General features: G+C 55.6%; 29 protein-coding genes. 19 read left to right on the top strand and 10 right to left on the bottom strand.

Annotated features, from left to right (window positions below):
• Window positions 1–77 precede the first annotated feature (77 nt).
• On the top strand, window positions 78–461 hold the full coding sequence (bssR, locus tag KGA69_RS22505) for a biofilm formation regulator BssR (RefSeq protein WP_045364588.1): 384 nt from the start codon (window positions 78–80) through the stop codon (window positions 459–461).
• A 104-nt stretch (window positions 462–565) separates the two neighbouring features.
• The gene (locus tag KGA69_RS22500; RefSeq protein ID WP_045396371.1) at window positions 566–1,669 is read left to right on the top strand and encodes a PQQ-dependent sugar dehydrogenase; all 1,104 of its coding nucleotides are present in this window, start codon (window positions 566–568) and stop codon (window positions 1,667–1,669) included.
• A 4-nt stretch (window positions 1,670–1,673) separates the two neighbouring features.
• On the opposite strand, the gene KGA69_RS22495 is transcribed toward KGA69_RS22500, so the two are convergent.
• Window positions 1,674–2,300 carry a glutathione S-transferase family protein gene (locus KGA69_RS22495; protein WP_045396367.1) on the bottom strand — a complete coding sequence of 209 codons (627 nt, stop codon included), beginning with the start codon at window positions 2,298–2,300 and terminating at the stop codon, window positions 1,674–1,676.
• A gap of 256 nt (window positions 2,301–2,556) precedes the next feature.
• Between KGA69_RS22495 and dacC the strand changes: the two genes are divergently transcribed.
• Window positions 2,557–3,759, top strand: a complete 1,203-nt coding sequence (gene dacC / locus KGA69_RS22490) for a serine-type D-Ala-D-Ala carboxypeptidase (RefSeq protein ID WP_047064992.1) — start codon at window positions 2,557–2,559, stop codon at window positions 3,757–3,759.
• 28 nt (window positions 3,760–3,787) lie between these two features.
• Here the strand turns inward: dacC and deoR are convergent, their stop codons facing one another.
• Entirely contained in the window at window positions 3,788–4,546 is a 759-nt protein-coding gene (deoR, locus tag KGA69_RS22485; RefSeq protein WP_015367546.1) for a DNA-binding transcriptional repressor DeoR, read from the bottom strand.
• 86 nt (window positions 4,547–4,632) lie between these two features.
• Window positions 4,633–5,226 carry an undecaprenyl-diphosphate phosphatase gene (gene ybjG / locus KGA69_RS22480; protein ID WP_045396360.1) on the bottom strand — a complete coding sequence of 198 codons (594 nt, stop codon included), beginning with the start codon at window positions 5,224–5,226 and terminating at the stop codon, window positions 4,633–4,635.
• 303 nt (window positions 5,227–5,529) lie between these two features.
• Here ybjG and kdeA point away from each other — a divergent pair, with 303 nt between their 5' ends.
• Window positions 5,530–6,762, top strand: a complete 1,233-nt coding sequence (kdeA, locus tag KGA69_RS22475) for a multidrug efflux MFS transporter KdeA (protein WP_015367543.1) — start codon at window positions 5,530–5,532, stop codon at window positions 6,760–6,762.
• Between the two features lie 41 nt (window positions 6,763–6,803).
• On the opposite strand, the gene KGA69_RS22470 is transcribed toward kdeA, so the two are convergent.
• Window positions 6,804–7,616 (bottom strand): Cof-type HAD-IIB family hydrolase, encoded by an 813-nt coding sequence (locus KGA69_RS22470; RefSeq protein ID WP_045396350.1) that lies wholly within the window; start codon window positions 7,614–7,616, stop codon window positions 6,804–6,806.
• Complete coding sequence (locus tag KGA69_RS22465) at window positions 7,616–8,818, bottom strand: MFS transporter (RefSeq protein ID WP_213292674.1); 1,203 nt, start codon at window positions 8,816–8,818, stop codon at window positions 7,616–7,618. The genes KGA69_RS22470 and KGA69_RS22465 overlap by 1 nt, the downstream gene beginning before the upstream one ends.
• A 114-nt stretch (window positions 8,819–8,932) precedes the next feature.
• Here KGA69_RS22465 and KGA69_RS22460 point away from each other — a divergent pair, with 114 nt between their 5' ends.
• Window positions 8,933–9,487 (top strand): TetR/AcrR family transcriptional regulator, encoded by a 555-nt coding sequence (locus KGA69_RS22460; protein WP_045396344.1) that lies wholly within the window; start codon window positions 8,933–8,935, stop codon window positions 9,485–9,487.
• Here the strand turns inward: KGA69_RS22460 and KGA69_RS22455 are convergent.
• Window positions 9,480–10,277 (bottom strand): SDR family NAD(P)-dependent oxidoreductase, encoded by a 798-nt coding sequence (locus tag KGA69_RS22455; protein WP_213292673.1) that lies wholly within the window; start codon window positions 10,275–10,277, stop codon window positions 9,480–9,482. The genes KGA69_RS22460 and KGA69_RS22455 overlap by 8 nt on opposite strands.
• A 210-nt stretch (window positions 10,278–10,487) precedes the next feature.
• Between KGA69_RS22455 and KGA69_RS22450 the strand changes: the two genes are divergently transcribed.
• Window positions 10,488–10,709 (top strand): hypothetical protein, encoded by a 222-nt coding sequence (locus KGA69_RS22450; protein ID WP_049061528.1) that lies wholly within the window; start codon window positions 10,488–10,490, stop codon window positions 10,707–10,709.
• Window positions 10,710–10,784: 75 nt separating this feature from the next.
• Here KGA69_RS22450 and KGA69_RS22445 read toward each other — a convergent pair whose 3' ends face one another.
• The 3 genes from KGA69_RS22445 to KGA69_RS22435 all read right to left on the bottom strand — a co-directional run bounded on the left by KGA69_RS22445 (window position 10,785) and on the right by KGA69_RS22435 (window position 14,074).
• Window positions 10,785–11,120, bottom strand: coding sequence for a hypothetical protein (locus tag KGA69_RS22445; RefSeq protein WP_213292672.1), 336 nt, complete (start codon window positions 11,118–11,120; stop codon window positions 10,785–10,787).
• Window positions 11,121–11,293: 173 nt separating this feature from the next.
• Window positions 11,294–11,992 carry a DUF6216 family protein gene (locus KGA69_RS22440; protein ID WP_213292671.1) on the bottom strand — a complete coding sequence of 233 codons (699 nt, stop codon included), beginning with the start codon at window positions 11,990–11,992 and terminating at the stop codon, window positions 11,294–11,296.
• A 396-nt stretch (window positions 11,993–12,388) separates the two neighbouring features.
• Window positions 12,389–14,074, bottom strand: coding sequence for an aspartate:alanine antiporter (locus KGA69_RS22435; protein ID WP_045374103.1), 1,686 nt, complete (start codon window positions 14,072–14,074; stop codon window positions 12,389–12,391).
• A 266-nt stretch (window positions 14,075–14,340) separates the two neighbouring features.
• Between KGA69_RS22435 and KGA69_RS22430 the strand changes: the two genes are divergently transcribed.
• Complete coding sequence (locus KGA69_RS22430; RefSeq protein ID WP_047065001.1) at window positions 14,341–14,724, top strand: inner membrane protein YbjM; 384 nt, start codon at window positions 14,341–14,343, stop codon at window positions 14,722–14,724.
• A 6-nt stretch (window positions 14,725–14,730) separates the two neighbouring features.
• Here KGA69_RS22430 and KGA69_RS22425 read toward each other — a convergent pair whose 3' ends face one another.
• Window positions 14,731–14,994 (bottom strand): GrxA family glutaredoxin, encoded by a 264-nt coding sequence (locus tag KGA69_RS22425; RefSeq protein ID WP_045396328.1) that lies wholly within the window; start codon window positions 14,992–14,994, stop codon window positions 14,731–14,733.
• Between the two features lie 186 nt (window positions 14,995–15,180).
• Between KGA69_RS22425 and KGA69_RS22420 the strand changes: the two genes are divergently transcribed.
• The 12 genes from KGA69_RS22420 (at window position 15,181) to KGA69_RS22365 (ending at window position 26,206) form a co-directional block, all read left to right on the top strand.
• The gene (locus KGA69_RS22420) at window positions 15,181–15,471 is read left to right on the top strand and encodes a YbjC family protein (RefSeq protein WP_045396326.1); all 291 of its coding nucleotides are present in this window, start codon (window positions 15,181–15,183) and stop codon (window positions 15,469–15,471) included.
• The gene (gene nfsA, locus KGA69_RS22415; RefSeq protein ID WP_047050388.1) at window positions 15,455–16,177 is read left to right on the top strand and encodes a nitroreductase NfsA; all 723 of its coding nucleotides are present in this window, start codon (window positions 15,455–15,457) and stop codon (window positions 16,175–16,177) included. The genes KGA69_RS22420 and nfsA overlap by 17 nt, the downstream gene beginning before the upstream one ends.
• 66 nt (window positions 16,178–16,243) lie before the next feature.
• Window positions 16,244–17,146, top strand: coding sequence for a 30S ribosomal protein S6--L-glutamate ligase (rimK, locus tag KGA69_RS22410; protein ID WP_045374099.1), 903 nt, complete (start codon window positions 16,244–16,246; stop codon window positions 17,144–17,146).
• 88 nt (window positions 17,147–17,234) lie between these two features.
• A complete protein-coding gene (locus KGA69_RS22405; protein WP_015367528.1) occupies window positions 17,235–17,720 on the top strand; it encodes a type III secretion system chaperone family protein in 486 nt (161 codons plus the stop codon).
• Window positions 17,721–18,050: 330 nt separating this feature from the next.
• Entirely contained in the window at window positions 18,051–19,163 is a 1,113-nt protein-coding gene (gene potF / locus KGA69_RS22400) for a spermidine/putrescine ABC transporter substrate-binding protein PotF (RefSeq protein WP_032711260.1), read from the top strand.
• A gap of 123 nt (window positions 19,164–19,286) precedes the next feature.
• The gene (gene potG / locus KGA69_RS22395) at window positions 19,287–20,420 is read left to right on the top strand and encodes a putrescine ABC transporter ATP-binding subunit PotG (RefSeq protein ID WP_015367526.1); all 1,134 of its coding nucleotides are present in this window, start codon (window positions 19,287–19,289) and stop codon (window positions 20,418–20,420) included.
• A gap of 10 nt (window positions 20,421–20,430) precedes the next feature.
• Entirely contained in the window at window positions 20,431–21,384 is a 954-nt protein-coding gene (gene potH, locus KGA69_RS22390) for a putrescine ABC transporter permease PotH (protein ID WP_015367525.1), read from the top strand.
• Window positions 21,381–22,226: a putrescine ABC transporter permease PotI gene (potI, locus tag KGA69_RS22385; RefSeq protein WP_015367524.1), complete on the top strand. Its 846-nt coding sequence runs from the start codon at window positions 21,381–21,383 to the stop codon at window positions 22,224–22,226. The genes potH and potI overlap by 4 nt, the downstream gene beginning before the upstream one ends.
• A gap of 58 nt (window positions 22,227–22,284) precedes the next feature.
• Entirely contained in the window at window positions 22,285–22,773 is a 489-nt protein-coding gene (locus KGA69_RS22380) for a YbjO family protein (protein WP_045396319.1), read from the top strand.
• Between the two features lie 42 nt (window positions 22,774–22,815).
• Window positions 22,816–23,943 (top strand): 23S rRNA (uracil(747)-C(5))-methyltransferase RlmC, encoded by a 1,128-nt coding sequence (gene rlmC / locus KGA69_RS22375; protein WP_213292670.1) that lies wholly within the window; start codon window positions 22,816–22,818, stop codon window positions 23,941–23,943.
• 77 nt (window positions 23,944–24,020) lie between these two features.
• Window positions 24,021–24,737 (top strand): response regulator transcription factor, encoded by a 717-nt coding sequence (locus KGA69_RS22370; RefSeq protein ID WP_015704857.1) that lies wholly within the window; start codon window positions 24,021–24,023, stop codon window positions 24,735–24,737.
• On the top strand, window positions 24,734–26,206 hold the full coding sequence (locus tag KGA69_RS22365) for a sensor histidine kinase (RefSeq protein ID WP_063415068.1): 1,473 nt from the start codon (window positions 24,734–24,736) through the stop codon (window positions 26,204–26,206). The genes KGA69_RS22370 and KGA69_RS22365 overlap by 4 nt, the downstream gene beginning before the upstream one ends.
• Window positions 26,207–26,213: the final 7 nt, after the last annotated feature.

The raw sequence follows: 26,213 nt of genomic DNA, 5'->3' as shown, positions 1-26,213 counted from the left end.
TATTGACCTTGCTCATAATTCCGCGCAAAAAATGACCATACTATGATTATGGTAATGGACGACAGAGGAGGACCGTGATGAGCGTTGACAGACGTTACACTAACCTTTTGAATAAGCTGATTAATGCCAATATCGATCTGGCGGCTTATCTCCAGCTTCGTAAAGCGAAAGGCTATATGTCAGTCAGCGAAAATGACCATCTGCGTGATAACTTGTTTGAGCTATGCCATGAACTGCGCGTACACGCGCCGCGTTTGCAGCACGCCATCGCGCCGGAAGAGATGGAAGCCTTCCGCCTTGCCGGCGAGTCCGTCGCTTCGGCGGCGGTTTGCCTGATGAGCGGGCATCATGATTGCCCGGCTTATATTGCCGTTAACGTAGAGAAGCTAGAACGCTGTCTGTCGGGATTGACGATGAATATTCACATACTGAATAAATCCGCGCCAATTGCCCACGCCTGAATCCAGGGGGAGGCGACTCCCCCTGTTAAAGTTTATGTAAAAATCCCTGCCTGACCGCCCACGCTGGCTACCCTTATCAGCAATGCTGACGAAAGGAGTGCGCCATGCGCCGATATCTCAAAATAACTCTCATGACTGTGCTGCTGCCCATGGCGGCGATGGCCGCCCCGCGCGTTGAGGTGCTGCAGGATAACCTCGACCACCCCTGGTCAATGGCATTTCTGCCGGACAATGAAGGCGTGCTGATTACCCTGCGCGGCGGCGAACTTAAACGCTGGCATCTCGATAAAGGATTATCGGCGCCCATTCGCGGCGTGCCGAAGGTGTGGGCCAACGGTCAGGGCGGCCTGCTGGATGTGGTGCTGGCGCCGGACTTTGCTCAGTCGCGCCGGGTATGGCTGAGCTATGCCGAAGCGGGCGAGGACGGCAAAGCGGGTACCGCGGTGGGGTACGGCCGCCTCAGCGCCGACCTGCAAAACCTGGAAGATTTTAAAACCGTTTTCCGCCAGCAGCCGAAGCTCTCCACTGGCAATCATTTTGGCGGGCGGATGGTCTTTGATGGCAAAGGGCATCTGTTTATTGGTTTAGGTGAAAACAATCAGCGCCCGACGGCGCAGGATCTGGATAAACTGCAGGGAAAAGTCGTGCGCCTGACTGACCAGGGGACAATACCCAAAGATAATCCTTTCGTCGGCCGTACAGGCATCAGACCGGAGATTTGGGCTTACGGTATTCGCAACCCGCAGGGAATGGCGATGAATCCGTGGAGCGATACGCTGTGGCTGAACGAGCACGGCCCGCGCGGCGGCGATGAGATCAATATTCCCCAGGCCGGGAAAAACTACGGCTGGCCGCTGGCGACGCACGGCATTAACTATAGCGGCCAACCTATCCCGGAGGCTAAAGGAAAGAGCACGCCGAATACCGAGGCGCCGCTGCATGTCTGGCCCGTTTCCCCGGCGCTGAGCGGCATGGCGTTTTACAACGCGCCGACTTTCCCGCAGTGGCGACATAAGTTGTTTATCGGCGCGCTGAAGGATGAGTCTTTGATTGTGCTCTCGGTTGACGGCAATACTCTCAGCGAGGAGACGCGGCTATTAAAAGATCGCGGCAAACGCATTCGCGATGTGCGCGTCGGGCCCGACGGTTACCTGTACCTGTTAACCGACGAGCCCGATGGTGAGCTACTCAAGGTCAGCCCGGAGTGAGCCCTCAGGTAACCGGGATCATGACCACATCGCGGAAGGCCTGACGCTGCTGGATTTGCTGGTACCAGCGCTGTAGATGGGGCCGCGGCTGCCAGCTGTCGACGATGGACAGCAGGTTATAAACGAACGGCGCCACCGCAACATCGCCAAGGCCGAACTCATCGCCGGAGAGCCAGGCATGCTTCGCCAGTTCATCGTCGAGCATGGCGAACAGCCCTTCGCAGGCGTTAATCCCCGCGTCGATTGCTGCCGGATCGCGCTGGGCCGGCGGCGTTCTGACCAGCCCCATTAATACCGGACGGTGCGCCGGCGACAGCGTGGCATTGGCCCAGTCCATCCATTTTTCCCCCTGCGCGCGCTGCGCAGGCGACTCTACCCACAGCCGGTTTTGCCCGTATTGAGCGGCAAGATAGCGAATAATGGCGTTGGATTCCCACAGCACCAGCCCATTGGTATCGTCTTTGAGTAGCGGCACCAGGCCGTTCGGGTTCATCGCCAGATACTCCGGGTCGTGATTGAGACCATACTCCAGCCCCGCCAGAATCTGCTGATAAGGAAGATCCAGTTCCGCCAACACCCAGCGTACTTTCTTCACGTTGGTCGAGTTATTTCTGCCCCATAACGTAATCATATCCGCTCCTGCATGTTATTTAATCGCCGTTGCAACATGGTGAGCAATCATGTTGGAATAAAGTTAATATTAAGGCAATCACGATCAAAAAAATTGCCTTGTTTTCAGCAGGCAGCGGCGTTATTGCGTAAACTTTAAAAACTTTACCAACTCGCTGTTTCTTTAAGGTCATTTGTACGCTTTACTCACCGCCTTGTGCTGTGCGGCAAGAGTGTTGCGGCATATTTTGTTTGGAAAGGATACTTGGGTGGCTCTTATGACGCATGATGCTTTTTCCCTTCGCGGCCTCGCGGCAGGCTGCGCGCTTTTACTTCTCGTGGCCCCTGCAGTGCAGGCGGCGGATCAACTTCCGGATGCGCCATCGATTGATGCGCGAGCCTGGATCCTGATGGACTATGCCAGCGGCAAAGTATTGAGTGAAGGCAACGCCGACGAGAAACTCGACCCGGCCAGCCTGACCAAAATCATGACCAGCTACGTGGTAGGCCAGGCGCTGAAAGCAGGCAAAATCAAACTGACCGATACGGTCACCGTCGGTCGCGATGCGTGGGCCACGGGCAACCCGGCGCTGCGTGGCTCCTCGGTGATGTTCCTGAAGCCAGGCATGCAGGTTTCGGTTGAAGACCTCAATAAGGGCGTGATAATCCAGTCTGGTAACGATGCCAGCATCGCCATTGCGGATTATGTCGCCGGCAGCCAGGATTCGTTTGTCAACCTGATGAACGGCTACGCGCAGAAAATCGGCCTGACTAACACCACCTTTAAAACCGTCCACGGCCTGGATGCGCCGGGGCAGTTCAGCACCGCTCGCGACATGGCGCTGCTGACCAAAGCGATGATTCATGATGTGCCGGAAGAGTACGCGGTACACAAAGAAAAAGAGTTCACCTTCAATAAAATCCGCCAGCCCAACCGCAACCGTCTGCTGTGGAGCACCAACCTCAATGCCGATGGCGTGAAAACCGGCACCACCGCCGGCGCGGGTTACAACCTGGTCTCTTCCGCAACGCAGGGCGATATGCGCCTTATCGCGGTGGTGCTGGGCACTAAAACCGACCGTATCCGCTTTAACGAGTCCGAAAAACTGCTGACCTGGGGCTTCCGTTTCTATGAAACCGTCACCCCAATCAAACCGGATGCCACCTTTATTTCCCAGCGCGTGTGGTTCGGCGACAGTAATGAAGTCAAACTGGGCGCCGGCGAAGCCGGTTCGGTGACCATTCCTCGCGGGCAGTTGAAAAACCTGAAAGCGAGCTACAGCCTGACGGAACCGCAGCTCACCGCGCCGCTGACGAAAGGGCAGGTGGTGGGCACCATCGACTTTAAGCTCAATGACAAAACCATTGAACAGCGCCCGCTGATCGTTATGGAAGAAGTGAAAGAGGGCGGCTTCTTCAGCCGCATGGTCGACTTCGTGCTGATGAAACTGCACGGCTGGTTCGGCAGCTGGTTCTCTTAACAGACAGACCGCGCCCGACGGGGCGCGGTTAGTACAGCAGTGATATTTGCTTTTCTTTTGCCAGCGCCAGCAGGTCGTCATCCGGACGAACGTCGCTGGCGATGACATCAAAACGCGATAACTCCCCCATCCGCGCCGGCCGCACTTTGCCAAACTTGCTATGATCGACCACCAGCACATGGTAGCGAGCATTATTCATGGCCCAGTGTTTCACCGGCAGCTCTTCCAGGTTATAGCAGGTCGCTCCCTGCTCGCAGTCGATACCGGCGGCAGAATAGTAGGCGATATCCGGGCTGAGGTGGCTCAGGGTATCCTGCAGACTGAGCGGCAAAAAGATGGCATTACTGGCGTGGAATTCGCCGCCGCACAGAATAGCGCGGCACAGCGGTTTTTCCTGCAGGGCGAGAAAGGTATTTAACGAGTAGCACACGCCGGTAAACGGCAGCTCGTTATCGATGGCGTCGATTATCCATGGCGTCGTGGTGCCGCAGTCAAAAAAGGCCATCTGATGCGCTTCAAGCAGCCCGGCGGCATGGCGCGCGGCGCGGCGCTTTTCATCCACCAGACGGGTTTTCTGATCGCTCAGCAGGTAGTGCGTGGCGCTACGCGGTTCCAGCACGATGTAACCGCCCAACAGCACCACCGGGCCGCTGTGGCCGTTCAAATCGCGACGAATGGTCATTTCTGATACGCCAAGCAGCGAAGCTGCTTCTTTCAGGTGAAGTTTATCGCTGCGCTTGAGTGCCTGAATGAGCTGGTTAATGCGTTCGTCACGACGAGTTTCCATATACCCTCTGAGCTAAAATCGCCCTGCAAGGGCAGGGCGTCAGCTTGATTTTACCCGGCGGCGAGGGGTTCGTCACCTGTCAGACGTTAGCCGCGTACCCAGCCTTTACGAATCGGCAGCGAGAAGCAGAGACGATACAGGCGCTGCAGCCATTGGTAGAGGCCATGACCGCCGCTCTGCCACAGCAGCTGCGCCCCGAGACAGCCGCACATGCCGGCCAGCAGCCCGCCCAACATATCCAGCGGCCAGTGTACTCCCAGATAGACGCGTGACCATGCAATCGCCGAAGCGATGACCAGCAGCAGCACGCCGGACCACACGCGGTGCCAGAACAAAAACGCCAGCGCGAAGGTAAAGATGACGGTGCCGTGATCGCTTGGGAATGAATCATCCGCCGCATGATGCAGGAAATTGTAGCCGACGCCGTCAACAAACGGCCGGTCATGCGGAAACAGATGACCGATAACCCACGAAATAGACAGGCTCAGGGCCAGGGCCAGCATGACCTTGAATACCAGTTGACGCTGGTTTGGCCCCCACAGCCACAGCGCCACCACCAGCAGCGGCACAATGATAATTAAGTCTTTGGCAATAAACGTGGCGACCTCAATTGCCCACCACGAGGAGGCCGGGGTGGCGTTAATCAGGGCAAACAGCGCGTAGTTGATATTTTCCAGCATGCTTCCAGTCTCTGGTTACGATAGCAATAAGCCGCTCACCTTATTGAAAGGTAACGATGGGGTAAAGCAGCATTGTCTTAATTATCAGTTTGTTACGAAATATAGCCGTGAGATGCCCTTGCCGGTATTTCGCCATAGCAAGTATATCGGCTGTAATCTCATTGAAACATAAACGAAATATAAATATTCGTTTCATGCCGGACTGCGGGCTGGCGATATTTTTCATTGTCACTCACAATTCACTATCTCCACGGGTCGACTTTCATTAAACTTTGCGCGATTTTTTTTTAATTAAGAGATTGCATGCAGAATTATTCGCTATCAGGTAAACGCCTCGGTCGTCAGGCGTTGCTGTTCCCGCTGTGCCTTGTGTTATATGAATTCTCCACCTATATCGGCAACGATATGATCCAACCGGGTATGCTCGCGGTGGTGCAGGAGTTTCAGGTCGGCAATGAGTGGGTCCCCACCTCTATGACTGCCTATCTGGCGGGGGGGATGTTTTTGCAGTGGCTGCTGGGGCCGCTATCGGATCGTATTGGCCGCCGTCCGGTGATGCTGACCGGGGTGGTGTGGTTTATCGTCACTTGTCTGGCGACGCTGCTGGCGCAGACCATTGAACAATTTACCCTGCTGCGTTTCCTGCAGGGCATCAGCCTGTGCTTTATCGGCGCGGTGGGCTATGCGGCTATCCAGGAGTCGTTTGAGGAGGCGGTGTGTATCAAAATTACCGCCCTGATGGCTAACGTCGCGCTGATTGCGCCGCTGCTCGGGCCGCTGGTCGGCGCCGCCTGGGTGCATATGCTGCCGTGGGAGATGATGTTCGTGCTGTTCGCCGTGCTGGCGGCCATCTCCTTTGTCGGGCTACAGCGGGCGATGCCGGAAACGGCGACGCGGATGGGGGAAAAACTGTCGGTAAAAGAGCTGGGGCGCGACTATCGTCTGGTGTTGAAAAACCTGCGCTTTGTCGCCGGGGCGCTGGCGACCGGTTTTGTTAGCCTGCCGCTGCTGGCGTGGATTGCGCAATCGCCGGTCATTATTATTAGCGGCGAGCAGGCCACCAGCTATGAGTACGGTATGCTGCAGGTGCCGATTTTCGGCGCGCTGATCGCCGGCAACCTGGTACTGGCGCGTCTGACTTCACGCCGTTCGGTACGCTCGCTGATTATTATGGGCGGCTGGCCGATAATGTTTGGCCTGCTTCTGTCGGCGGCGGCCACGGTGGTCTCGTCCCATGCTTATCTGTGGATGACCGCCGGTCTGAGCTTCTACGCTTTCGGGATTGGTCTGGCTAACGCCGGGCTGGTGCGCTTAACGCTGTTCGCCAGCGAGATGAGTAAAGGAACGGTTTCGGCGGCGATGGGCATGCTGCAGATGCTTATCTTTACCGTGGGCATTGAGCTTAGTAAGCATGCTTATGAGCTTGGCGGTAACGGCCTGTTCAGCCTGTTTAACCTGCTGGGCGGGGTGCTATGGCTGGGGCTGATTATTTACTTCCTGAAAGATAAAAGCGTCGGCAGTTCGCAGCAGGCGTGATACGTAGCAAACCCGGATGCCCAAAGGCATCCGGGGATTCATCAGGCGAACGGCGCTTCGCGATTCAATACCTTATCGATAATCTGCAATACGCCTTCTTCGTTATTATGCGGCGCATGATGGCTGGCGACGGCTTTGACCTCCGCTTTGGCATTCGCCATGGCGAAGCCAAAGCCGGCATGCTGCAGCATTTCAATATCATTGCCGCTATCGCCGAAGGCCACCACTTCATGATTATCAATACCCCAGCGCTCCTGCAAAATGCGCAGGCCGTTGGCTTTATGCACGCCAGGAATGATTAAATCGATACTGCCGTAGCCGGTGGCGACGGCGGTAACCATATCGCCCAGCGCCGCGTGTAGCTTCGGCTGAATTTGCGGAATCAGATGATCCGGCACGTTCAGGCCGAATTTGAGGATCGCGTCATCGAGATGGTTAAAATCATCCACCAGTTCGAGACGGTGATAGTACTTCGCCGCCACCGCTTTTAGCTCGTCATTATAGCTATTGAGCGTATAGGCGCTGCGTTTGCCGCAGGCGATAATTTCGATATGCGGCAGCGTTTGCAGGTGGTCGACGACGGCGTTGAAATGCGTCGTCGGCAGCTGGCAGTTAAAGATATCCTCTTTACCGCTTACTACCCAACCACCGTTTTCGGCGACGAAGGCGATTTCATCGACCAGCTCCGGGAAGAACGATATCAGCTGGTAATACTGGTTGCCGCTGGCGACCACGAAGCGAATGCCCTGTTCGCGCATGCGCTGATACTGCGCCAGAAAACGTGGGCGATTATAGGTTTTGGCATCGCTTAAAAAGGTGCCGTCCATGTCTACCGCAATCAGTTTGATGCTCATTAACTATTCTCCATCACAGGTTCGGGCTGCGGTTTAGCTACCGCGCGGGCTACCAGCGCCGCCACCATGACTAGTCCCAGTACTACCATCATGGCGCTACGCAGGCCAAAGTGTTCGCCAAGGAAGCCCAGCAGCGGCGGCCCGACGAGAAAAGCCAGATAGCCGGTAATCGCCACGACGCTTACACGTTTAGGCGCATCCGGGCCGGTATCGCTGGCGGCGGAAATGGTGAGCGGAAAACCAAGCGACGCGCCGAGCCCCCACAGCAGTACCGATACCCCGGCGACCCAGGTGCTGTCGACAAAAATAATCAGCCCGATGCCCAGCGCGCCCATTACCGCGCTGGCGCGTACCACGGCGACGCGGCTGTAGCGGTCAATAAACCAGCCGCCGGTGAAGCGGCCGAGGGTCATGCCGAGGGTGAAACCGGCGTAAATCAGCGAACCGGAAGTGGGGCTAAAGCCATGGCCGTCGACCATCAGCAGCGGCAGCCAGTCGTTGGCGGAACCTTCGGCAAAGGCCATCGCCAGCACGATTACGCCGATCAGCAATAGCTGCACGTCGCGCCAGACCGGTAGGCTTTTGGCCTCGCTATGGGCGGATTCGGCGGCGTTTTTGCCGGTACCGTCGGGGATGGCGCGAATGGCGATAAGGATAGGAGCAATCGCTACCAGCGCGGCGATCAGAATATGCGGCGCGGCGGGCAGGCCAAAACCGGTCACCGCCATACCGATGCCGGCGCCCACCAGGGTGCCGAAGCTATAAAAACCGTGCATCATCGGCAGCACGGTTTTATTCATTTCCCGTTCAACGGCGGCGCCTTCGACGTTAATCGCCACTTCCGCCGAGCCGAAGCTGGCGCCGAAGATAGCCAGCCCGAAGGCGAACAGCGGCGCGGAGGCGAGCCACAGCGCGAGGCTTAGCACCAGCATGCCCGCCACGGCGCATAGCATGGTGGTGCGGATGACTTTACGGGTGCCGAAGCGCTTAACCAGCCATGCAGAACAGAGAATGCCGCTCATCGAACCGATCGACAGGCCAAACAGCACCATCCCCATCTCAGCAGTGGAAAGGGTTAGTAAATCGCGAATCGCGGGCGTACGGGTGGCCCAGGAGGCCATCAATAAGCCGGGAATAAAAAAGAACATAAATAGCGCCCACAGCCGAAGCTGGAGGGCTTTGCGAGAAGTTTGCGCCGTCATCCATAAACGCCCGAGAAAGAAGAGTTGCAGACAACAGTAGCAAGGTTGTGTACATTTGTACACATTCCGCTATCGCTTGACCTGCATAGCGCACAGAGGGGAAAAAACACACCGATGACCCGCAGACCGAACGATCCGCAGCGGCGCGAGCGCATCCTGCAGGCGACGCTGGATACCATCGCCGCGCACGGTATTCACGCGGTGACGCACCGTAAAATCGCCAGCTGCGCCGGGGTACCGCTGGGCTCGCTGACCTATTATTTTAGCGGTATTGAGGCGCTGATTGAGGAAGCGTTTCGTAACTTCACCGTCGAAATGTCGGCGCAGTATCAGCAATTCTTCAACGGCGTAGGGAGCCGCGAGCAGGCCTGCGACGCTATCGCCGAACTTATCTTCAGCGCCCAGGTGACCACCGCGCGCAATATGGAGTTAATGTACCAGCTATACGCGTTTTGCAGCAGCCGACCGGCGCTGAAAGCGGTCATGCAGAGCTGGATGCTGCGCAGCCAGCAGACGCTGGAGCAGTGGTTCGAACCGGCGACGGCGCGCGGGCTGGATGCGTTTATCGAGGGTATGACGCTACACTTCGTGACCGATAGCGCGCCGCTGTCGAAAGCGGCCATTCGCCTGATGGTCGGGCGGCTGGCGGGGGAGAATAGCGCTAGCTAAGCGTTGCCCCCGCGGTGACGTTAACCACCGTGGCGGTCATCGCCGCCGCCGACGGTGAGGCGAGAAAGGTGATAACTCCGGCTATCTGCGCGAGCGTCGGCAACCGCTGTAGCATCGTGCCGTGCGCCGCACCGCCCAGCCACTGTTCAACGCTCAAGCCCAGCGCCTGCGCTTTAGGCGCAAACACCTCGGCAGTATAAGAACCCGCCAGCACCGCATCCGCTATCGCGTGTGACCGCACGCCGAGCACGCGGATATTTTTCGCTCCCAGTTCGCTGGCCAGCGCTTTGATAAAGGCTTCCATTGCGGCGCAGCCGACGATATGGCCAAGGTGTCCAGGAACGGCCATCGTCGCAGAAGGAGGAATAGTGGTAATTATGACGCCCTCGCGTTCGCCACCCATCCACGGCGCTACAGCCTTAGCAATAGTAAATTGGGCATCAAGAAAGGGGACAAAACCCTGGCGATACTCGGCAAGGGATAATTGTGCCAGCGTTTTCCCCTGATCGTGGAGAAAGCCGGTGGCATTAACTACGATATCAATCCCGCCGGTTCTCCCGGCCAGGTTGGCCACCTGCCCGGCGGTTTGCCCGCCATCCAGCACATCCAGTTGCAGAGTCTCGACGATACCTCCAGCGGCGCGAACCTCAGCCGCTGCCTTTTCCAGCTTATCCGCCTGCCGGGCGGCCAGAAAGATCCGCGCGCCTTCTTTCGCCATGGCAAGCGCCGCCGCGCGGCCAATCGCGCCGCTGCCGCCGAAAATTACCACGGTCTTATCTTTAAGCAACATGGAGAACGCCTTATGTGGGAGTGGATCAGCAAAGTATGGGTGAAAAAATAGACTGTGCAAGGGTGAAAAGCTGACATTTAACGATTGATTTTTTTATTAGTGGTTTATTTAACATGTTGATTTAATAGTAAAAAATTTAATTTATGACTGGATGATGAGCATGCTTTCGATTAGCCTTGGGTTACCTGATGTAGGGATAAGAGAGAGCCAATGAAACCAAAAAGATTCTCTTCAAGCTATGTTTGTAAAAAGATCTGCATTCATGCAATCAATATGTTTGAAGCCATCGGAACGGGCTGCTTCTCTATCGCCGCTTTTGTTTGTTTTGTTGCTCTGGATGGCTGGTTATTCAAGCTGGGTGGTTTCGCCATCTGTTTTACGCTGGTGTGCTTGATAAGCTTTATCGCCGATTATTTAAGAGGGGATATTTAAGTGGCATGTTGAGGACATATCAGTTATACAACATAGGGAGAACGTATCGTACTAATGAAAAAACTGCTTGTTAAATTAATTTGCGTAGAGTTTCTTTCTTAAGAATGTTATCGCTTTCCATGAAAGCGGGTAAGGTGTTGCTAATAGTGCAAAGGCGCAGCAAACTGCAGTGACAGCAAAGTAAGCCAGCCCATTACCGGTATCATTAGTCAGCGTCGCGTAGCTGCAAAAGATAATCAGGGCAATGATAATGATACAGGACATGTAAAAACGACGCCTCAGCTCTTTCAACAAGGCCTGCAGGCTTTGATCTTTACGTTGTGGACTCTCAAGTCCTTTACGCAGCACATTGATCTCTTCGCTGGTAAAACCGTGCTCCTGAAGTTTTTGTTCCTGCTGTACATCAATCATGTTTTTACCTTCAACCGATATACCTGTTAATCGTTGCGGATAATAATATCAACAATTATCACAGGATGATAGGCTCTGCAGTTCCAGTAACAATATTACCGGAACTGGTAATATACGTCGTGCAAATGACAAATGTAACAGAGTTCTCACCCCCTAAGCTAAAGGTTGGAGTGCTATGTTAGATAGTCATAGGCTTTTTCATGCTCCCGGATAATGAATTTTTTAAGTCTGAGAGTATATATTAACGTCAATATTAAGCTGGTTATGAACCATATGCAGCCAACGGTAATGATCGAGATGAGAAAGGTGACGATAGGTTTATTGTGAGTGGTATCTTTAATGGATTTCTTTATTTTCTCTTTGTCATCTGCATTGGTGAAGGATTCACAAATAAATTTCCCTAGTTGTGGTGTTATTATTTTGTCATTTGCCAGTTGCGTGGCCTCGCCAGAGATACAGCTTTTTTCTGTGAGATGCCAGGAGGGATGGAATGCGTGTTCTGATGCTTCTGTTTCTGAGATTAAAAACCATTCATCCGTTTCTTTAAGAATTAAAGATGTCCAGCCCGGACGTATTTGTAATAGCTTGACGCCATAATATGAACTGGTTGCGAAACTGGCTAAAAGAAATAATAACACGACAGAAAACAATATCACATTTGCGCGAGTCAGTCTGGGTATCTCCTTTGTTGATATTTTGATCATGAAAAAGCGAATTCTCCATGTGCTTAATTTGGCTTTTTTATATATATCATCGATGTCATCTAAAGGTTTGTTTAAGTAATTTAAAATGGCTTTTATGATGGGCAGGGCGGCAATAATCGTCCCTATCATTTCTTTACTGAATATATTAATAAGACTTTGAGTTAACATCTGAATTCCTTATCAGTAGAAGTAAAGTATCAACACTACGTTTTTACATAGCAGGATAAGTACGTCAATTCAATAGCAGTAACTATCGGACGTTGAGGAAGCGCTTTTCTGCGAGGAGAAAGCAAGACCAGACACTGCTGTTAAGACGGGCGCGGTTTTCACGGGAAGGTCATTGCATGCAGAAACGAGTTGTCTGCTAAGAGGTTGATTCTAAGGAAGCTGAACTTCAGGCAACAAAAAACCCATCAACCTTGAACCTAAACGGCGGGGTTGATGGGCTCCACAAAATGGGGACATCAAAGAAAAGCAGTGGCACTAGTTATGACTGACGTCCTGGGAAAAAGTTCTGTTCATCACCGATTTTTTTGCGAAAAAGTTAAAAATTTTCGGCCGGGGCTAGCCAAGGCCCGGCCAGATGATGACGATCAACGTACCGGCAAGGGTGAGCAGCACGTTGGCGATAGCGTAGGTGCCAGCGTAGCCGAGCGCGGGAATATTGCTCCGTGCGGTATCGCTGATAATTTCCATCGCCGGGGCGCAGGTACGCGCGCCCATCATCGCGCCGAACAGCATCGCGCGGTTCATGCGCAGCACATAGGCGCCGAACAGGAAGCAGATCACCACCGGCACCAGGCTGACGATAAGACCGGCGGCCAGCATTTGCCCGCCAATGGCGCCCAGACCGTTATTGATACCCGCGCCGGCGCTCAGGCCGACCCCGGCCATAAACACCATCAGGCCGAACTCCTTCACCATATTCAACGCCCCCTGCGGGATATAGCCGAAGGTCGGATGGTTAGCTCGCAGGAAACCGAGCATAATGCCGGCGAACAGCAGGCCGGCAGCGTTACCGATGCCGAAGCTGAACGAGCTGAACTGGAAGGTGATCATGCCGATCATCAGGCCGACGATAAAGAAGGCGCAGAAAGCCAGCAGGTCGGTCACCTGGCTGTGAATCGAAATAAAGCCGATACGGTCAGCGACGGTTTTTACGCGGCGGGCGTCGCCGCTCACCTGCAGCACGTCGCCTTTGTTAAGCACCACATTATCGTCGATTGGCATTTCAATCTGGCTGCGGATCACCCGGTTTAAGAAACAGCCGTGATCGGTCAGCTTCAGCTGCGCCAGGCGGCGGCCGACGGCGTTATGATTCTTAACCACAATCTCTTCGGTGACGATACGCATGTCGAGCAGGTCGCGGTCAAACACCTCTTTACCGTTACGGAAGCTTGGATCGAGACGGGCATGGGCGTCCGGGTAGCCAACCAGCGCGATATCATCGCCCATCTGTAGTACCGCGTCGCCATCCGGGTTCGCCAGGATACCGTTACGGCGAATACGTTCGATATAGCAGCCGGTCTGGCGGTAAATCCCCAGCTCACGAAGATTTTTGCCGTCCGCCCACGCGACCAATTCCGGGCCGACGCGGTAGGCGCGGATAACCGGCAGATAGACTTTACGCTTGGAGTCGGTATCCAGACCGCGCTCGCGGGCGATCTGCTGGGCGCTGGTCTGCAGATCCTGATGCTGCAGCTTCGGCATATAGCGCGCGCCGACGATCAGGCTCACCAGGCCAACCAGGTAGGTCAGGGCGTAGCCGAGGCTCAGGTGGTCAAGCGACTGCGCCAGCTGATCGCTGGGCATGCCGAAGTGGCGCAGGGTATCGCCGGCGCCCACCAGCACCGGGGTGGAGGTCATGGCGCCCGCCAGCATCCCGGCGGTCAGGCCTATGTCCCAGCCAAACAATTTGCCCAGCCCCATAGCGATTAACATCGCGCTGGCCACCATCACCAGCGCCAGCATCAGATAGTTTTTGCCGTCGCGGAAAAAAATCGAAAAAAAGTTGGGGCCAGCTTCGACGCCGACGCAGAAAATAAACAGCATAAAGCCAAGATTTAGCGCATCAGTGTTAATGGCGAAGTGCTGCTGACCTAATAATAAAGAAACGACTAAAACGCCAATGGAATTACCAAGTTGTACTGACCCGAGGCGAAGTTTCCCCAGGCAAAGACCCAGTGCGAGTACAACAAACAATAACAGGATGTAATTCCCGTTTAACAAATCTGCGACGTTTATATTCACGAAAGCCAACTTCTCGTTTACTAGTAAGTTGTTGAAGGAAATGGTTTTTTGGTCTAAGGTTGCTCAAGCGTTCGCACTATGCCGAACGTTATTCTGGCATCCCGTTAATACCGATAAAACAGTGCCGCTAGTTTAATCTTTCCTGGTTGCTGCGGCTAGTCACAATCGTTTTACTCTGACGGGAGCGTTATAAGCATGGACTGCCAGAATGCTATTTCTGACTGGATGAAGTGAAAGATAGTTAGAGGCGAAATCAGGAGGATGTCGTGAAATCTGAGCGCGCGTGGGCCGGTATAATTTGTGGGTTCTTTCTGTTTATTGTGGTCTGTTTATCGCTGTTGCTGCATATGAAAGGGGCTTTTCGGCAAACGGGCAACCCCGAGCTTGGGCTGCTTTTCTTTGTGCTGCCTGGGGCGGTGGCGAGCTGCTTATCCCCCGGCCGGCGCGTCATACGTCCGCTGATTGGCGCCATGCTGGCGGCACCGGTTTGTTTGGTGGTGATGCGGATGTTCTTTATTACTCATCGATCGTTCTGGCAAGAACTGGCGTGGTTATTTAGCGCGGTGTTCTGGTGCGCGCTTGGGGCGCTATGCTTTTTATTTATTAGCGTCTGGCTGGACGCCAGACGCAGGCACTCAATGGAAGAGTAAAAATTCTCAAGCGAACAGGCCGAGATTCTCTTTCGCCCAGGCTTCGAAATCCGTGCAGCCGCCGATGTGTTTCTGATCGACGAAAATCTGCGGTACGGTTTCTACCGGCTTACCGACGGTTTTTTCCAGATCGGCTTTGCTGATGCCTTCCGCGTGGATATCAATGTAGCGATAGCTGAAGTCATCGCGCTCGTTGCTCAGTTTCTCGGCCAGCTCTTTGGCGCGAACGCAATACGGGCAACCTGGGCGACCAAAAATAACGGTAAACATGCTTCTCTCCTTAAATCTCAGCCGGATGGCGAATGTGGCTATGATGCCGCGTTCCGTTAACAAGGGAAAGCAGGTTTTACCTTTTATAGCGATGGTTGCGGGTTATGCTTGATAAATATCATCTGCTGCAAGACCCTACACAGACGCGCCAGCGATGCGCGTGGCATGAGTATATTGAGGAGCGTTATGCGATCGCCTGCCGCATTACCCAAAAGCATTCTGATTGTTGAGCTCGTCGGCATGGCGCTGCTGACGCTGGCCTGGCTGTCGTTGAACCACTATGTTCAGCTGCCGGCGCCGTTTGCCAGCCCGACGGCGGCGCTTATCATGATCTTTGCCGGGATCCTGCTGATGATCCCGGCGGCGATAGCCTTAATGTGGCGAATAGCGAAAATTGTCGCGCCGCAGTTGACCGATAATAAGACCTCATCTTCTACCCCGTCCGAAAGAGAAAAACGCCATGACGCCGACCATTGATCTGCTGCGCCACCACCGTTCCATTCGCCATTTTACCGACGCGCCGATTAGCGACCAGCAGCGTGAGGCGATCATCGCCGGGGCGCAAGGGGCGTCCAGCTCCAGCTTTTTACAATGTACCTCGATTATTCGCATTACCGACCCGCAGATGCGTGAGCAGCTGGTTCCGTTGACCGGCGGCCAGCAGCACGTGGCGCAGGCGGCGGAGTTTTGGGTGTTCTGCGCCGATTTCAACCGCCACCTGCAAATTTGCCCACAAGCGCAGTTGGGGCTGGCTGAACAGCTGCTGCTGGGCGTCGTCGACACCGCGCTAATGGCGCAGAATGCCTTAATCGCCGCGGAATCCCTGGGATTAGGCGGCGTTTATATTGGCGGCCTGCGTAATAACATTGACGCGGTAACCGAGCTGCTGCAGCTGCCGAAACACGTTTTACCGCTGTTTGGCCTGTGCCTTGGCTGGCCTGCTGACGACCCGCAGGTTAAGCCGCGTATTCCGCCTGCGATGCTGGTGCATGAGAATCACTACCAGCCGCTTGATCAACAGGTGCTGGCGCAGTATGACGAACAGCTGGCGGATTATTATCTGTCGCGCGGCAGTAATACCCGCCGCGATACCTGGAGCGACCATATCCGCCGCACCATCATCAAAGAGAGCCGGCCGTTTATTCTCGACTATTTGCATAAACAGGGCTGGGCAACGCGCTGATTCCCTATACACTTCACCCTGCAAACGCAGTGTGCTGGCTGCCAGTTATTTTCTAAGAGGTGTTGGGTGAAAATCGCTATATTATCCCGGGATGGAACGCTTTATTCTTGCCGCCGCTTGCGTGAAGCCGCGCAAAAACGCGGGCATCAGGTCGAGATCCTCGATCCGCTCTCCTGCTATATGAGCGTCAGCCCGGTTGCCTCCTCAATTCACTACAAAGGGCGACAGTTGCCCCATTTTGATGCAGTCATTCCGCGTATCGGCACGGCCATCACCTATTACGGCACCGCCGCGCTGCGGCAGTTCGAGCTGCTGGGCAGTTATCCGCTAAACGAGTCGGTGGCGATTACCCGCGCCCGCGATAAGCTGCGCTCGTTGCAGCTGCTGGCGCGTCAGGGAATCGATCTACCGGTCACCGGTATTGCCCACTCGCCGGACGACACCAGCGATCTGATCGCGATGGTCGGCGGCGCGCCGCTGGTGGTGAAGTTAGTCGAGGGGACGCAGGGGATCGGCGTGGTGCTGGCGGAAACGCGGCAGGCGGCGGAAAGCGTGATTGACGCCTTCCGGGGTCTCAATGCGCACATTCTGGTGCAAGAATATATCGCTGAGGCAAAAGGGTGCGATATCCGCTGCCTGGTGGTTGGCGATGAAGTGGTGGCGGCGATTGAGCGGCGGGCGAAAGAGGGCGATTTCCGCTCTAACCTGCACCGCGGCGGCGTGGCCACCACGGCCACGATCAGCGACCAGGAGCGGGAGATGGCGATTAAAGCGGCGCAAACGCTGGGTCTGGACGTGGCAGGCGTGGATCTTCTGCGCGCCCACCGCGGCCCGCTGGTGATGGAAGTTAACGCCTCGCCGGGGCTGGAAGGGATTGAAACCACCACTCACGTCGATATTGCCGGGCGAATGATCGCGTGGATCGAGCGCCAGGCAACGCCTGGATATTGTCTAAAAATGGGAGGGTAGCGTCACTTCGTTATCCTTTCATGGAATGCGACGCATTTTTTGCGTAAGCTATGCGTCGTTTTTTATCCAGCAAGAGGTCACAGGCACTATGGATTCACTGGTCGTTCCGGGTCTTGATACGTTACGTCATTGGCTCGACGAGTTAGGCATCAGTTTTTTTGAGTGCGACTCCTGCCAGGCGTTGCACCTGCCGCATATGCAGAATTTCGACGGTATTTTCGATGCCAAAATCGACCTGCTGGACAACGTGGTGTTGTTTTCGGCGCTGGCGGAAGTGAAGCCCTCTGCGCTGCTGCCGCTGTCGGCGGATCTGTCGGCGATTAACGCCAGTTCGCTGACCGTAAAAGCGTTCCTTGATATTCAGGATGATAACCTGCCGAAGCTGGTGGTCTGCCAGGCGTTGCCCGTTGGCGCGGGCGTCACTCTCGAACAGTTTGCCTGGTTCTTCCGCCAGAGCGAAGAGCAGGTCTCGATGGTCATTCTGGAAGCCGGCGCCAATCAGCTGCTGTATAAAGCGGAAGAGCAGGAAGAAGAGGCCGCAGCCGAAGAAGTACAATACCATTTTCTGCACTAACTAATAAAAGCAGCCGCTGCGATGGCGGTTGCTTATTTATTCTGTCACAAACCCTCATTTAAAGAATTATTCACTGCTGTTTTACCGCTTCGCTTTTATCTCGTAGACCTTTATTGGCTGGAAATATGATCCAGGGCGTTTTTTTGCCTGGGCTATATCCTCTTATTCTGGCTACAGTTATTCTGGCGAGGCGTCCATTTGCGGGCAGCCAATCAGGGAGAGGTTTCCTCTCCTTATCTCAGGCAATGAAAAATATGCATGATTCTTGCATGCGTTCAGGTTCGTCTATTGCGTCCGTGAATTAACGGGCCTTGAGAAGGAAACAGAGATATGACCGCCTTGGGTAAAAAATGGTTAACAGGTGTGATTACGGGTGCGCTGATGGCCGTTTCTGCCGGCTCGCTCGCAGCGGAACAAAAAACGCTGCACGTCTATAACTGGTCTGATTATATTGCGCCGGACACGGTTGCCAATTTTGAAAAAGAGACCGGTATTAAAGTGGTGTATGACGTATTTGATTCCAACGAGGTGCTGGAAGGTAAATTAATGGCCGGCAGCACCGGGTTCGATCTGGTGGTGCCGTCGGCAAGCTTCCTTGAACGCCAGCTGGCGGCCGGAGTGTTCCAGCCGCTGGATAAAAGTAAACTCCCGAACTGGAAAAACCTCGACCCGAAAGTTTTACAACTGGTGGCGCGTCACGATCCCGATAACAAATATGCGATGCCGTACATGTGGGCGACTACCGGCATCGGCTATAACGTCGATAAAGTGAAAGCGGCGCTGGGTAAAGACGTACCGTTGAACAGCTGGGATCTGGTGCTCAAACCGGAAAACCTTGAGAAGCTGAAAAGCTGCGGCGTCTCCTTCCTTGATGCCCCCGAAGAGATTTTCTCGACGGTGCTGAACTATCTCGGCAAAGATCCAAACAGCACCAAAGCCGATGATTACACCGGACCGGCAACCGATCTGCTGTTGAAGCTGCGGCCCAATATCCGTTACTTCCACTCTTCGCAATATATTAATGACCTGGCAAACGGCGATATCTGCGTCGCTATCGGCTGGGCGGGCGATGTCTGGCAGGCGGCGAACCGGGCGAAAGAGGCGAAGAACGGCGTCAATATCTCCTACTTTATTCCGAAAGAGGGGGCGCTGGCCTTCTTTGATGTCTTCGCCATGCCGGCGGATGCCAAAAATAAAGACGAAGCCTATCAGTTCCTGAACTATCTGCTGCGCCCGGAGGTCATCGCCCACATCAGCGATCACGTCTACTACGCTAACGGCAACAAAGAGGCGACGCCGCTGGTCAGCGCCGACATCCGCAACAACCCGGCCATTTACCCGCCGGAGGATGTCTTCGCCAAGCTGTTCACCCTCAAGGTGCAGGATCCGAAGATTGACCGCGTGCGCACCCGCGCGTGGACCAAAGTGAAAAGCGGAAAATAACGCCGTCAGGCCCGGTACGCCGGGCCTGTAAAGGCCTGACCGACTGTTCGCTGGTGAACATAGAACTGAAGAATGTATGGCAACCGGGCCATACGGTGATTGTATTTGCCGGAGAGCACCCGAGTGAATGACGCAATGCCCCGCCCACAGGCGAAAGCCCCCAAAGCGCTGACCCCGCTGCTGGAAATCCGTAATTTAACCAAATCCTTCGATGGGCAACACGCCGTCGATGATGTCAATCTCACTATTTATAAAGGTGAAATATTTGCCTTACTGGGCGCGTCCGGCTGCGGTAAATCGACGTTGCTGCGCATGCTGGCAGGTTTTGAGTTGCCCACCGCCGGGCAGATTGTGCTGGATGGCGTCGACCTGGCGCGCGTGCCGCCGTATCAGCGGCCGATCAATATGATGTTCCAGTCTTACGCGCTGTTTCCCCACATGACTGTTGAGCAAAATATCGCCTTTGGTCTCAAGCAGGACAAGCTGCCGAAGGCGGAGATTAACGCTCGCGTCCAGGAGATGCTGGCGTTGGTGCACATGCAGGAGTTCGCCAAACGCAAGCCGCATCAGCTTTCCGGCGGCCAGCGTCAGCGCGTGGCGCTGGCGCGAAGCCTGGCGAAGCGGCCGAAACTGCTACTGCTTGATGAACCGATGGGCGCGTTGGATAAAAAACTGCGCGACCGGATGCAGCTTGAGGTGGTGGATATTCTTGAGCGCGTCGGCGTCACCTGCGTGATGGTCACCCATGACCAGGAAGAGGCGATGACCATGGCGGGCCGTATCGCCATCATGAACCGCGGAAAATTCGTGCAGATAGGCGAGCCGGAGGAGATCTATGAACATCCGACGACCCGCTATAGCGCCGAGTTTATCGGTTCGGTAAACGTCTTCGAAGGGCTGGTCAAAGAGCGACTGGAAGATGGTCTGGTACTGAATGCGCCGGGGCTGGTGCATCCGCTGAAAGTCGATCCGGATGCCTCGGTGGTGGATAACGTGCCGGTCTGGGTGGCGCTGCGTCCGGAGAAAATCATGCTCTGCGACGAACCGCCGGCGGACGGCTTTAACTTTGCGGTAGGCGAGGTTATCCATATTGCCTACCTCGGCGATCTGTCTATCTATCATGTCCGTCTGAAAAGCGGGCAGATGATTAGCGCCCAGCTGCAAAACGAACATCGCCATCGCAAAGGCATGCCGACCTGGGGTGATGAAGTTCGCTTGTGCTGGGACGCCGATAGCTGCGTTGTTCTGACGGTGTAAGGAGAGGGCGATGAGCACATTAGAACCTCCAGCCGGCGGCAAAAAGCCCGGCGGTTTTGCCCTGTGGCTGGCGCGCCAGCAGATGGCCCACGGGCGTAAGCTGGTGATTGCGCTGCCGTATCTGTGGTTAATCCTGCTGTTTTTACTGCCATTCCTGATCGTTTTTAAAATCAGCCTGGCCGAAATGGCGCGGGCGATCCCGCCCTATACCGAGTTACTGTCGTGGGCCGACGGTCAATTGACGTTGACGCTTAATCTCGGCAACTTCCTGCAACTGACCGACGATCCGCTGTACTTTGAGGCTTATCTGCAGTCGCTGCAGGTGGCGGCAATTTCCACCTTTTGCTGTCTGCTATTGGGCTATCCGCTGGCGTGGGCGGTGGCGCATAGCAAGCCCTCGACGCGCAATATCCTGCTGCTATTGGTGATATTACCTTCGTGGACCTCATTCCTCATTCGCGTTTACGCCTGGATGGGGCTGCTGAAAAGCAACGGGGTGCTCAATAACTTCCTGTTATGGCTTGGAGTTATCGATCAACCGCTGGAGATTTTGCATACCAACCTGGCGGTGTACATCGGTATCGTTTACGCCTACCTGCCGTTCATGGTGCTGCCGATTTATACCGCGCTGACGCGTATCGACTATTCGCTGGTGGAAGCGTCGCTGGATCTCGGCGCCCGGCCGTTAAAGACCTTCTTCCAGGTGATTGTTCCGTTAACGAAAGGCGGCATTATCGCCGGCTCGATGCTGGTGTTTATTCCGGCGGTGGGCGAGTTCGTCATCCCGGAGCTGCTCGGCGGACCTGACAGCATTATGATTGGCCGCGTGCTGTGGCAGGAGTTCTTTAATAACCGCGACTGGCCGGTAGCATCGGCGGTGGCGATTGTGATGCTGCTGCTGTTGATCGTGCCGATCATGTGGTTCCACAAACATCAGCAAAAACAGATGGGGGATCATGGATGAATGACTTACCGGTAGTACGTTCGCCGTGGCGAATTCTGATCCTCGTGCTCGGTTTTACCTTTCTGTATGCGCCGATGCTGATGCTGGTTATCTATTCATTTAACAGTTCGAAGCTGGTGACGGTATGGGCGGGGTGGTCGACGCGCTGGTATAGCGAGCTGTTTCATGATGACGCGATGATGAGCGCGGTGGGGTTAAGCCTGACCATTGCCGCCTGTGCGGCGACGGCGGCGGCGATCCTCGGTACGATTGCCGCGGTGGTGCTGGTGCGTTTTGGCCGTTTTCGCGGTTCCAACGGTTTTGCTTTTATGATCACCGCGCCGCTGGTGATGCCCGATGTGATTACCGGGCTGTCGCTGCTGCTGCTGTTCGTCGCGTTGGGGCATTCCATCGGCTGGCCATCGGATCGCGGCATGTTGACGATATGGCTGGCGCACGTCACCTTCTGTACCGCCTACGTGGCGGTGGTGATCTCTTCACGTCTGCGCGAGCTGGACAGGTCAATCGAAGAGGCGGCGATGGATCTCGGCGCCGCGCCGCTGAAGGTGTTTTTCGTGATAACCTTGCCGATGATTATGCCGGCGGTCATTTCCGGCTGGTTGCTGGCCTTTACCTTGTCGCTTGATGATCTGGTGATTGCCAGCTTCGTTTCCGGGCCGGGGGCGACGACGCTGCCGATGCTGGTCTTCTCCAGCGTGCGGATGGGCGTTAACCCGGAAATTAACGCCCTGGCGACCTTAATCCTCGGCGTGGTGGGAATTGTCGGTTTTATCGCCTGGTATTTAATGGCTCGCGCAGAAAAGCAGCGCGTGCGCGATATCCAGCGTGCAAGAAGGGGCTGAACCCACTAAAATCGCTAACAGAGCCTATTATCGGCGCCGCACACGTGGCGCCGTTTTCATGGATGACTTTACGTTGGGATTGTTTACAAAAACTCGATCGTCTCATGCTCGTCTTAACGTCCCTGTGCTGGTACAGGTGGCGGCCTTTGCTATTATCTTAATTCGCGGTCTCGACCTGTTAATGATCCTCAATCAGCTTGGCGTGCAGGGGATTGCCGATTTTATCCATCGTAGCGTGCAAACCTGGGCCCTGACGCTGGTGTTTCTGGCGAGTCTGGCGTTGGTGTTTATCGAGATCTGGTGCGCCTTTTCGCTGGTGAAAGGCCGTAACTGGGCGCGCTGGCTCTACCTGCTGACGCAAATTATCGTCATCTCTTATCTGTGGGCGGCCTCGATTGGCTATGGCTATCCGGAACTGTTCAGCGTGGCCGGGGAGTCAAAGCGGGAAATTCTCCATGCGCTGTTTCTGCAGAAGCTGCCGGATCTGCTGGTGCTGGCGCTATTGTTTATCCCGGCGTCGTGCCGACGGTTTTTCCGCTTGCAATAACGGTGATACAATCCCCGCCCCGGTTTTTTTGAAGGTCTTCTTATGCACTGCGCACTTTACGACGCGGGCCGCTGCCGTTCCTGTCAGTGGCTGGAATTGCCATTGACGCAACAGCTCGCCGATAAAATGGCGAACCTGCGCGAACTGCTGGCGGGTCAGCCGGTGATGACATGGCTTGCTCCGGTCTCAGGTCCGGAGACGGCGTTTCGCAACAAAGCGAAAATGGTCGTAAGCGGTAGCGTAGAGCGCCCGCTGCTCGGCATGCTGCATCGCGATGGCACGCCGGAAGATCTCACCGATTGCCCGCTGTACCCGCCGAGTTTCGCGCCGGTTTTCGCCGCGCTGAAGCCGTTTATCGCCCGCGCCGGACTCACCCCCTATAACGTTGCCCGCAAGCGCGGCGAGCTGAAGTATTTGCTGCTGACCGAAAGCCAGCAGGGCGGCATGATGTTGCGTTTCGTCCTGCGCTCTGCGGATAAGCTTGCACAACTGCGCGCCGCGCTGCCGTTGCTGCAGCAGCAGTTGCCGCAGCTTAAGGTGATTACCGCCAATATTCAGCCCGTGCACATGGCTATCATGGAAGGGGAGCAGGAGATTTTCCTCAGCGATCAACCGGCGCTGGCGGAGAACTTTAACGGCGTACCGCTGTGGATCCGCCCGCAAAGCTTTTTCCAGACCAACCCGACGGTGGCGAGACAGCTCTACGCTACCGCCCGCGACTGGGTGCGCGCGCTGCCGGTCAACCACATGTGGGATCTGTTTTGCGGCGTCGGCGGTTTTGGTCTGCACTGCGCCACCCCGCAGATGCGCCTTACCGGTATCGAAATCGCTCCGGAAGCCATCGCCTGCGCGAAGCAATCCGCGGCCCAGTTGGGGTTAAGCAATCTCCATTTTCAGGCGCTGGATTCCACGCAATTCGCGACGCATGAAGACGATATTCCACAGCTGGTGCTGGTCAACCCGCCGCGGCGCGGCATCGGCGCCGAACTGTGCGATTATCTAAGCCGCATGGCGCCGCCGTATATCATTTACTCGAGCTGTAACGCCCGGACAATGGCCGCAGATATTGACCGTCTGCAGGGCTATCGCGTTGAGCGTGTACAGTTGTTCGATATGTTCCCACATACCGCGCATTATGAAGTGCTGACGCTGCTGGTTCGTGAAGTTTAAACAAAATGTGAACTCTTTAAGCGGCTGAAATCGGGTAAGCTTTATGAAACGAGCGTGAAATTCGTGGAGCGAATCTGATGAGTAAAAAAATCCTGCTGGTGGAAGATGATGATGATATCGCGGCTTTGTTGCGCCTGAATCTGCAGGATGAAGGGTATCAAATCGTGCATGAAGCGGACGGCGCGCAGGCGCTGCGCCAGTTGGATAACGGCGTCTGGGACGCGGTGATTCTTGACCTGATGTTGCCTAACGTCGACGGGCTGGAGATTTGCCGCCGCATCCGCCAGCAAACGCGCTATCTGCCGGTGATTATTATTAGCGCCCGTTCTAGCGAAACCCAACGCGTGCAGGGGCTGGAGATGGGCGCCGATGATTATCTGGCGAAACCTTTTTCTCTGCTGGAGCTGATTGCCCGGGTGAAGGCGGTGTTCCGCCGTCAGGAAGCAATGGGACAAAATCTCTTGATGGATGCAGGACGTATCGCCTGCCACGGCCTGAATATCGACCCGCTGTCCCGGGAAGTCAGGCTGCGCGGTGAACTGGTAGACCTCACGCCGCGCGAATTCGATCTGCTGTATTACTTTGCCCGCCATCCCGGCGAAGTTTTTTCGCGCCTGGCGCTGCTGGATAGCGTCTGGGGCTATCAGCATGAAGGCTATGAACATACGGTCAACACGCATATTAATCGTCTGCGCACGAAAATAGAGCGCGACCCGGCAGAGCCGGACATTATTCTTACCGTCTGGGGGAAGGGCTATAAATTTGCCCCCTACAGCGCCGGGGCGCAGTCATGATCCGCCGACTCAGTCTCAGCCAACGGCTGTCGTTGGTGTTTATCGGCTTGCTGCTGCTGTGCGCGCTCTCCGTCTGCCTGCTCCAGCTCTATAGCAGCGCGCAGTACGGTAACGTCATGGTGCAGCGGCTTTCCGCCGGGCTGGCGCAGCAGATTGCCGCTCGCGAGCCGCTGCTCAACGCCCGCGGCGAGGTCGATCGCGCGGCATTGAAACCACTATTTGACCGTCTGATGGTGTTTAACCCAAGCGTCGAGCTGTACCTCGTTTCGCCGGATGGCGAGCTGCTGGCGGATGCCGCGCCGCCGGGGCACATTAAACGCCAGCGCATTGCCATGGCGCCGGTGCAGGCGTTTCTCTCCGGCGGCGCGTGGCCGATTTATGGCGACGATCCGCGCAGCATGGACCAGCAAAAAGTGTTTAGCGCCGCGCCGCTACGCCTTGACGGCCAGCTACGTGGCTATCTTTATATTATTCTGCAGGGCGAAACGTTTAATGAACTGGCGCAGAGCGCCTGGCAGAAGACGCTGTGGAGCTTGCTGCTATGGACCCTGCTGCTGGTGGTGCTATTTGGCCTGTTGGCCGGCGGCCTGGCGTGGTACTGGGTAACGCGCCCGGTACGCCAGCTGACGGCGCTGGTGGCGGCGGGGGATAGCGACAGCATTCGCGCAATCAAAGCGCTGGCGGCGCAGGCGCCGGACCCGTATCCCGGAAATGAAGTGGCGCTGCTGCATAACCGTTTTATCGAACTGGCGCAGCAGATCGCCGGGCAGTGGGATCGGCTGGCTGATAGCGATCGTCAGCGCCGGGAGTTTATTGCCAATATTTCGCATGACCTGCGTACGCCGCTGACTTCGCTGCTGGGGTATCTGGAGACGCTATCGCTTAAGGATGATCGCCTGACGGCGCAGGAGCGCAAGCAGTATCTGAATATCGCGCTACGCCAGGGAAATAAAGTTCGTCATCTCTCACAACAGCTATTTGAGCTGGCGCGCCTTGAACATGGCGGTATTAAGCCGCAGCCGGAAAAGTTTATCCTTGCCGAGCTGATTCAGGACGTGGCGCAAAAATTCGATCTGGCGATTGCCACCCGCGAAATCCGTCTGCGCCTGGAATTGGCGTCAGGTTTGCCGTTGGTTGAGGCAGACCTCTCGATGATGGAGCGGGTATTAACCAATCTGCTGGATAACGCCATTCGCCATACTCCGCACGGGGGTGAAATTCGTCTGTCGTCGCGCCTGCAGGGGACGCAGGTGGTGGTTGAGGTGGCCGATAGCGGCCCGGGCGTCGCCGGTGAATTACGGGCCAATCTGTTTGAGCGGCCATCGGTACTGGAACCGGGGCAGCAGAGCGCCTCACGAGGCGGGCTGGGGTTGATGATTGTTCGGCGGATGCTGCAACTGCACGGGGGCGATATTCGCCTGCTGGAAGTACCGGCAGGGGCCTGTTTCCAGTTTACCCTGCCGCTGTAAGGGGGAG

Origin of the sequence: Klebsiella sp. A52 (genome assembly GCF_018388785.1) — a bacterium.
GTDB classification, from domain to species: Bacteria; Pseudomonadota; Gammaproteobacteria; order Enterobacterales; family Enterobacteriaceae; genus Klebsiella; species Klebsiella aerogenes.
The sequence above is the reverse complement of the archived record's forward strand: the minus strand, read 5'-3'. Positions and strand labels throughout refer to the sequence as shown.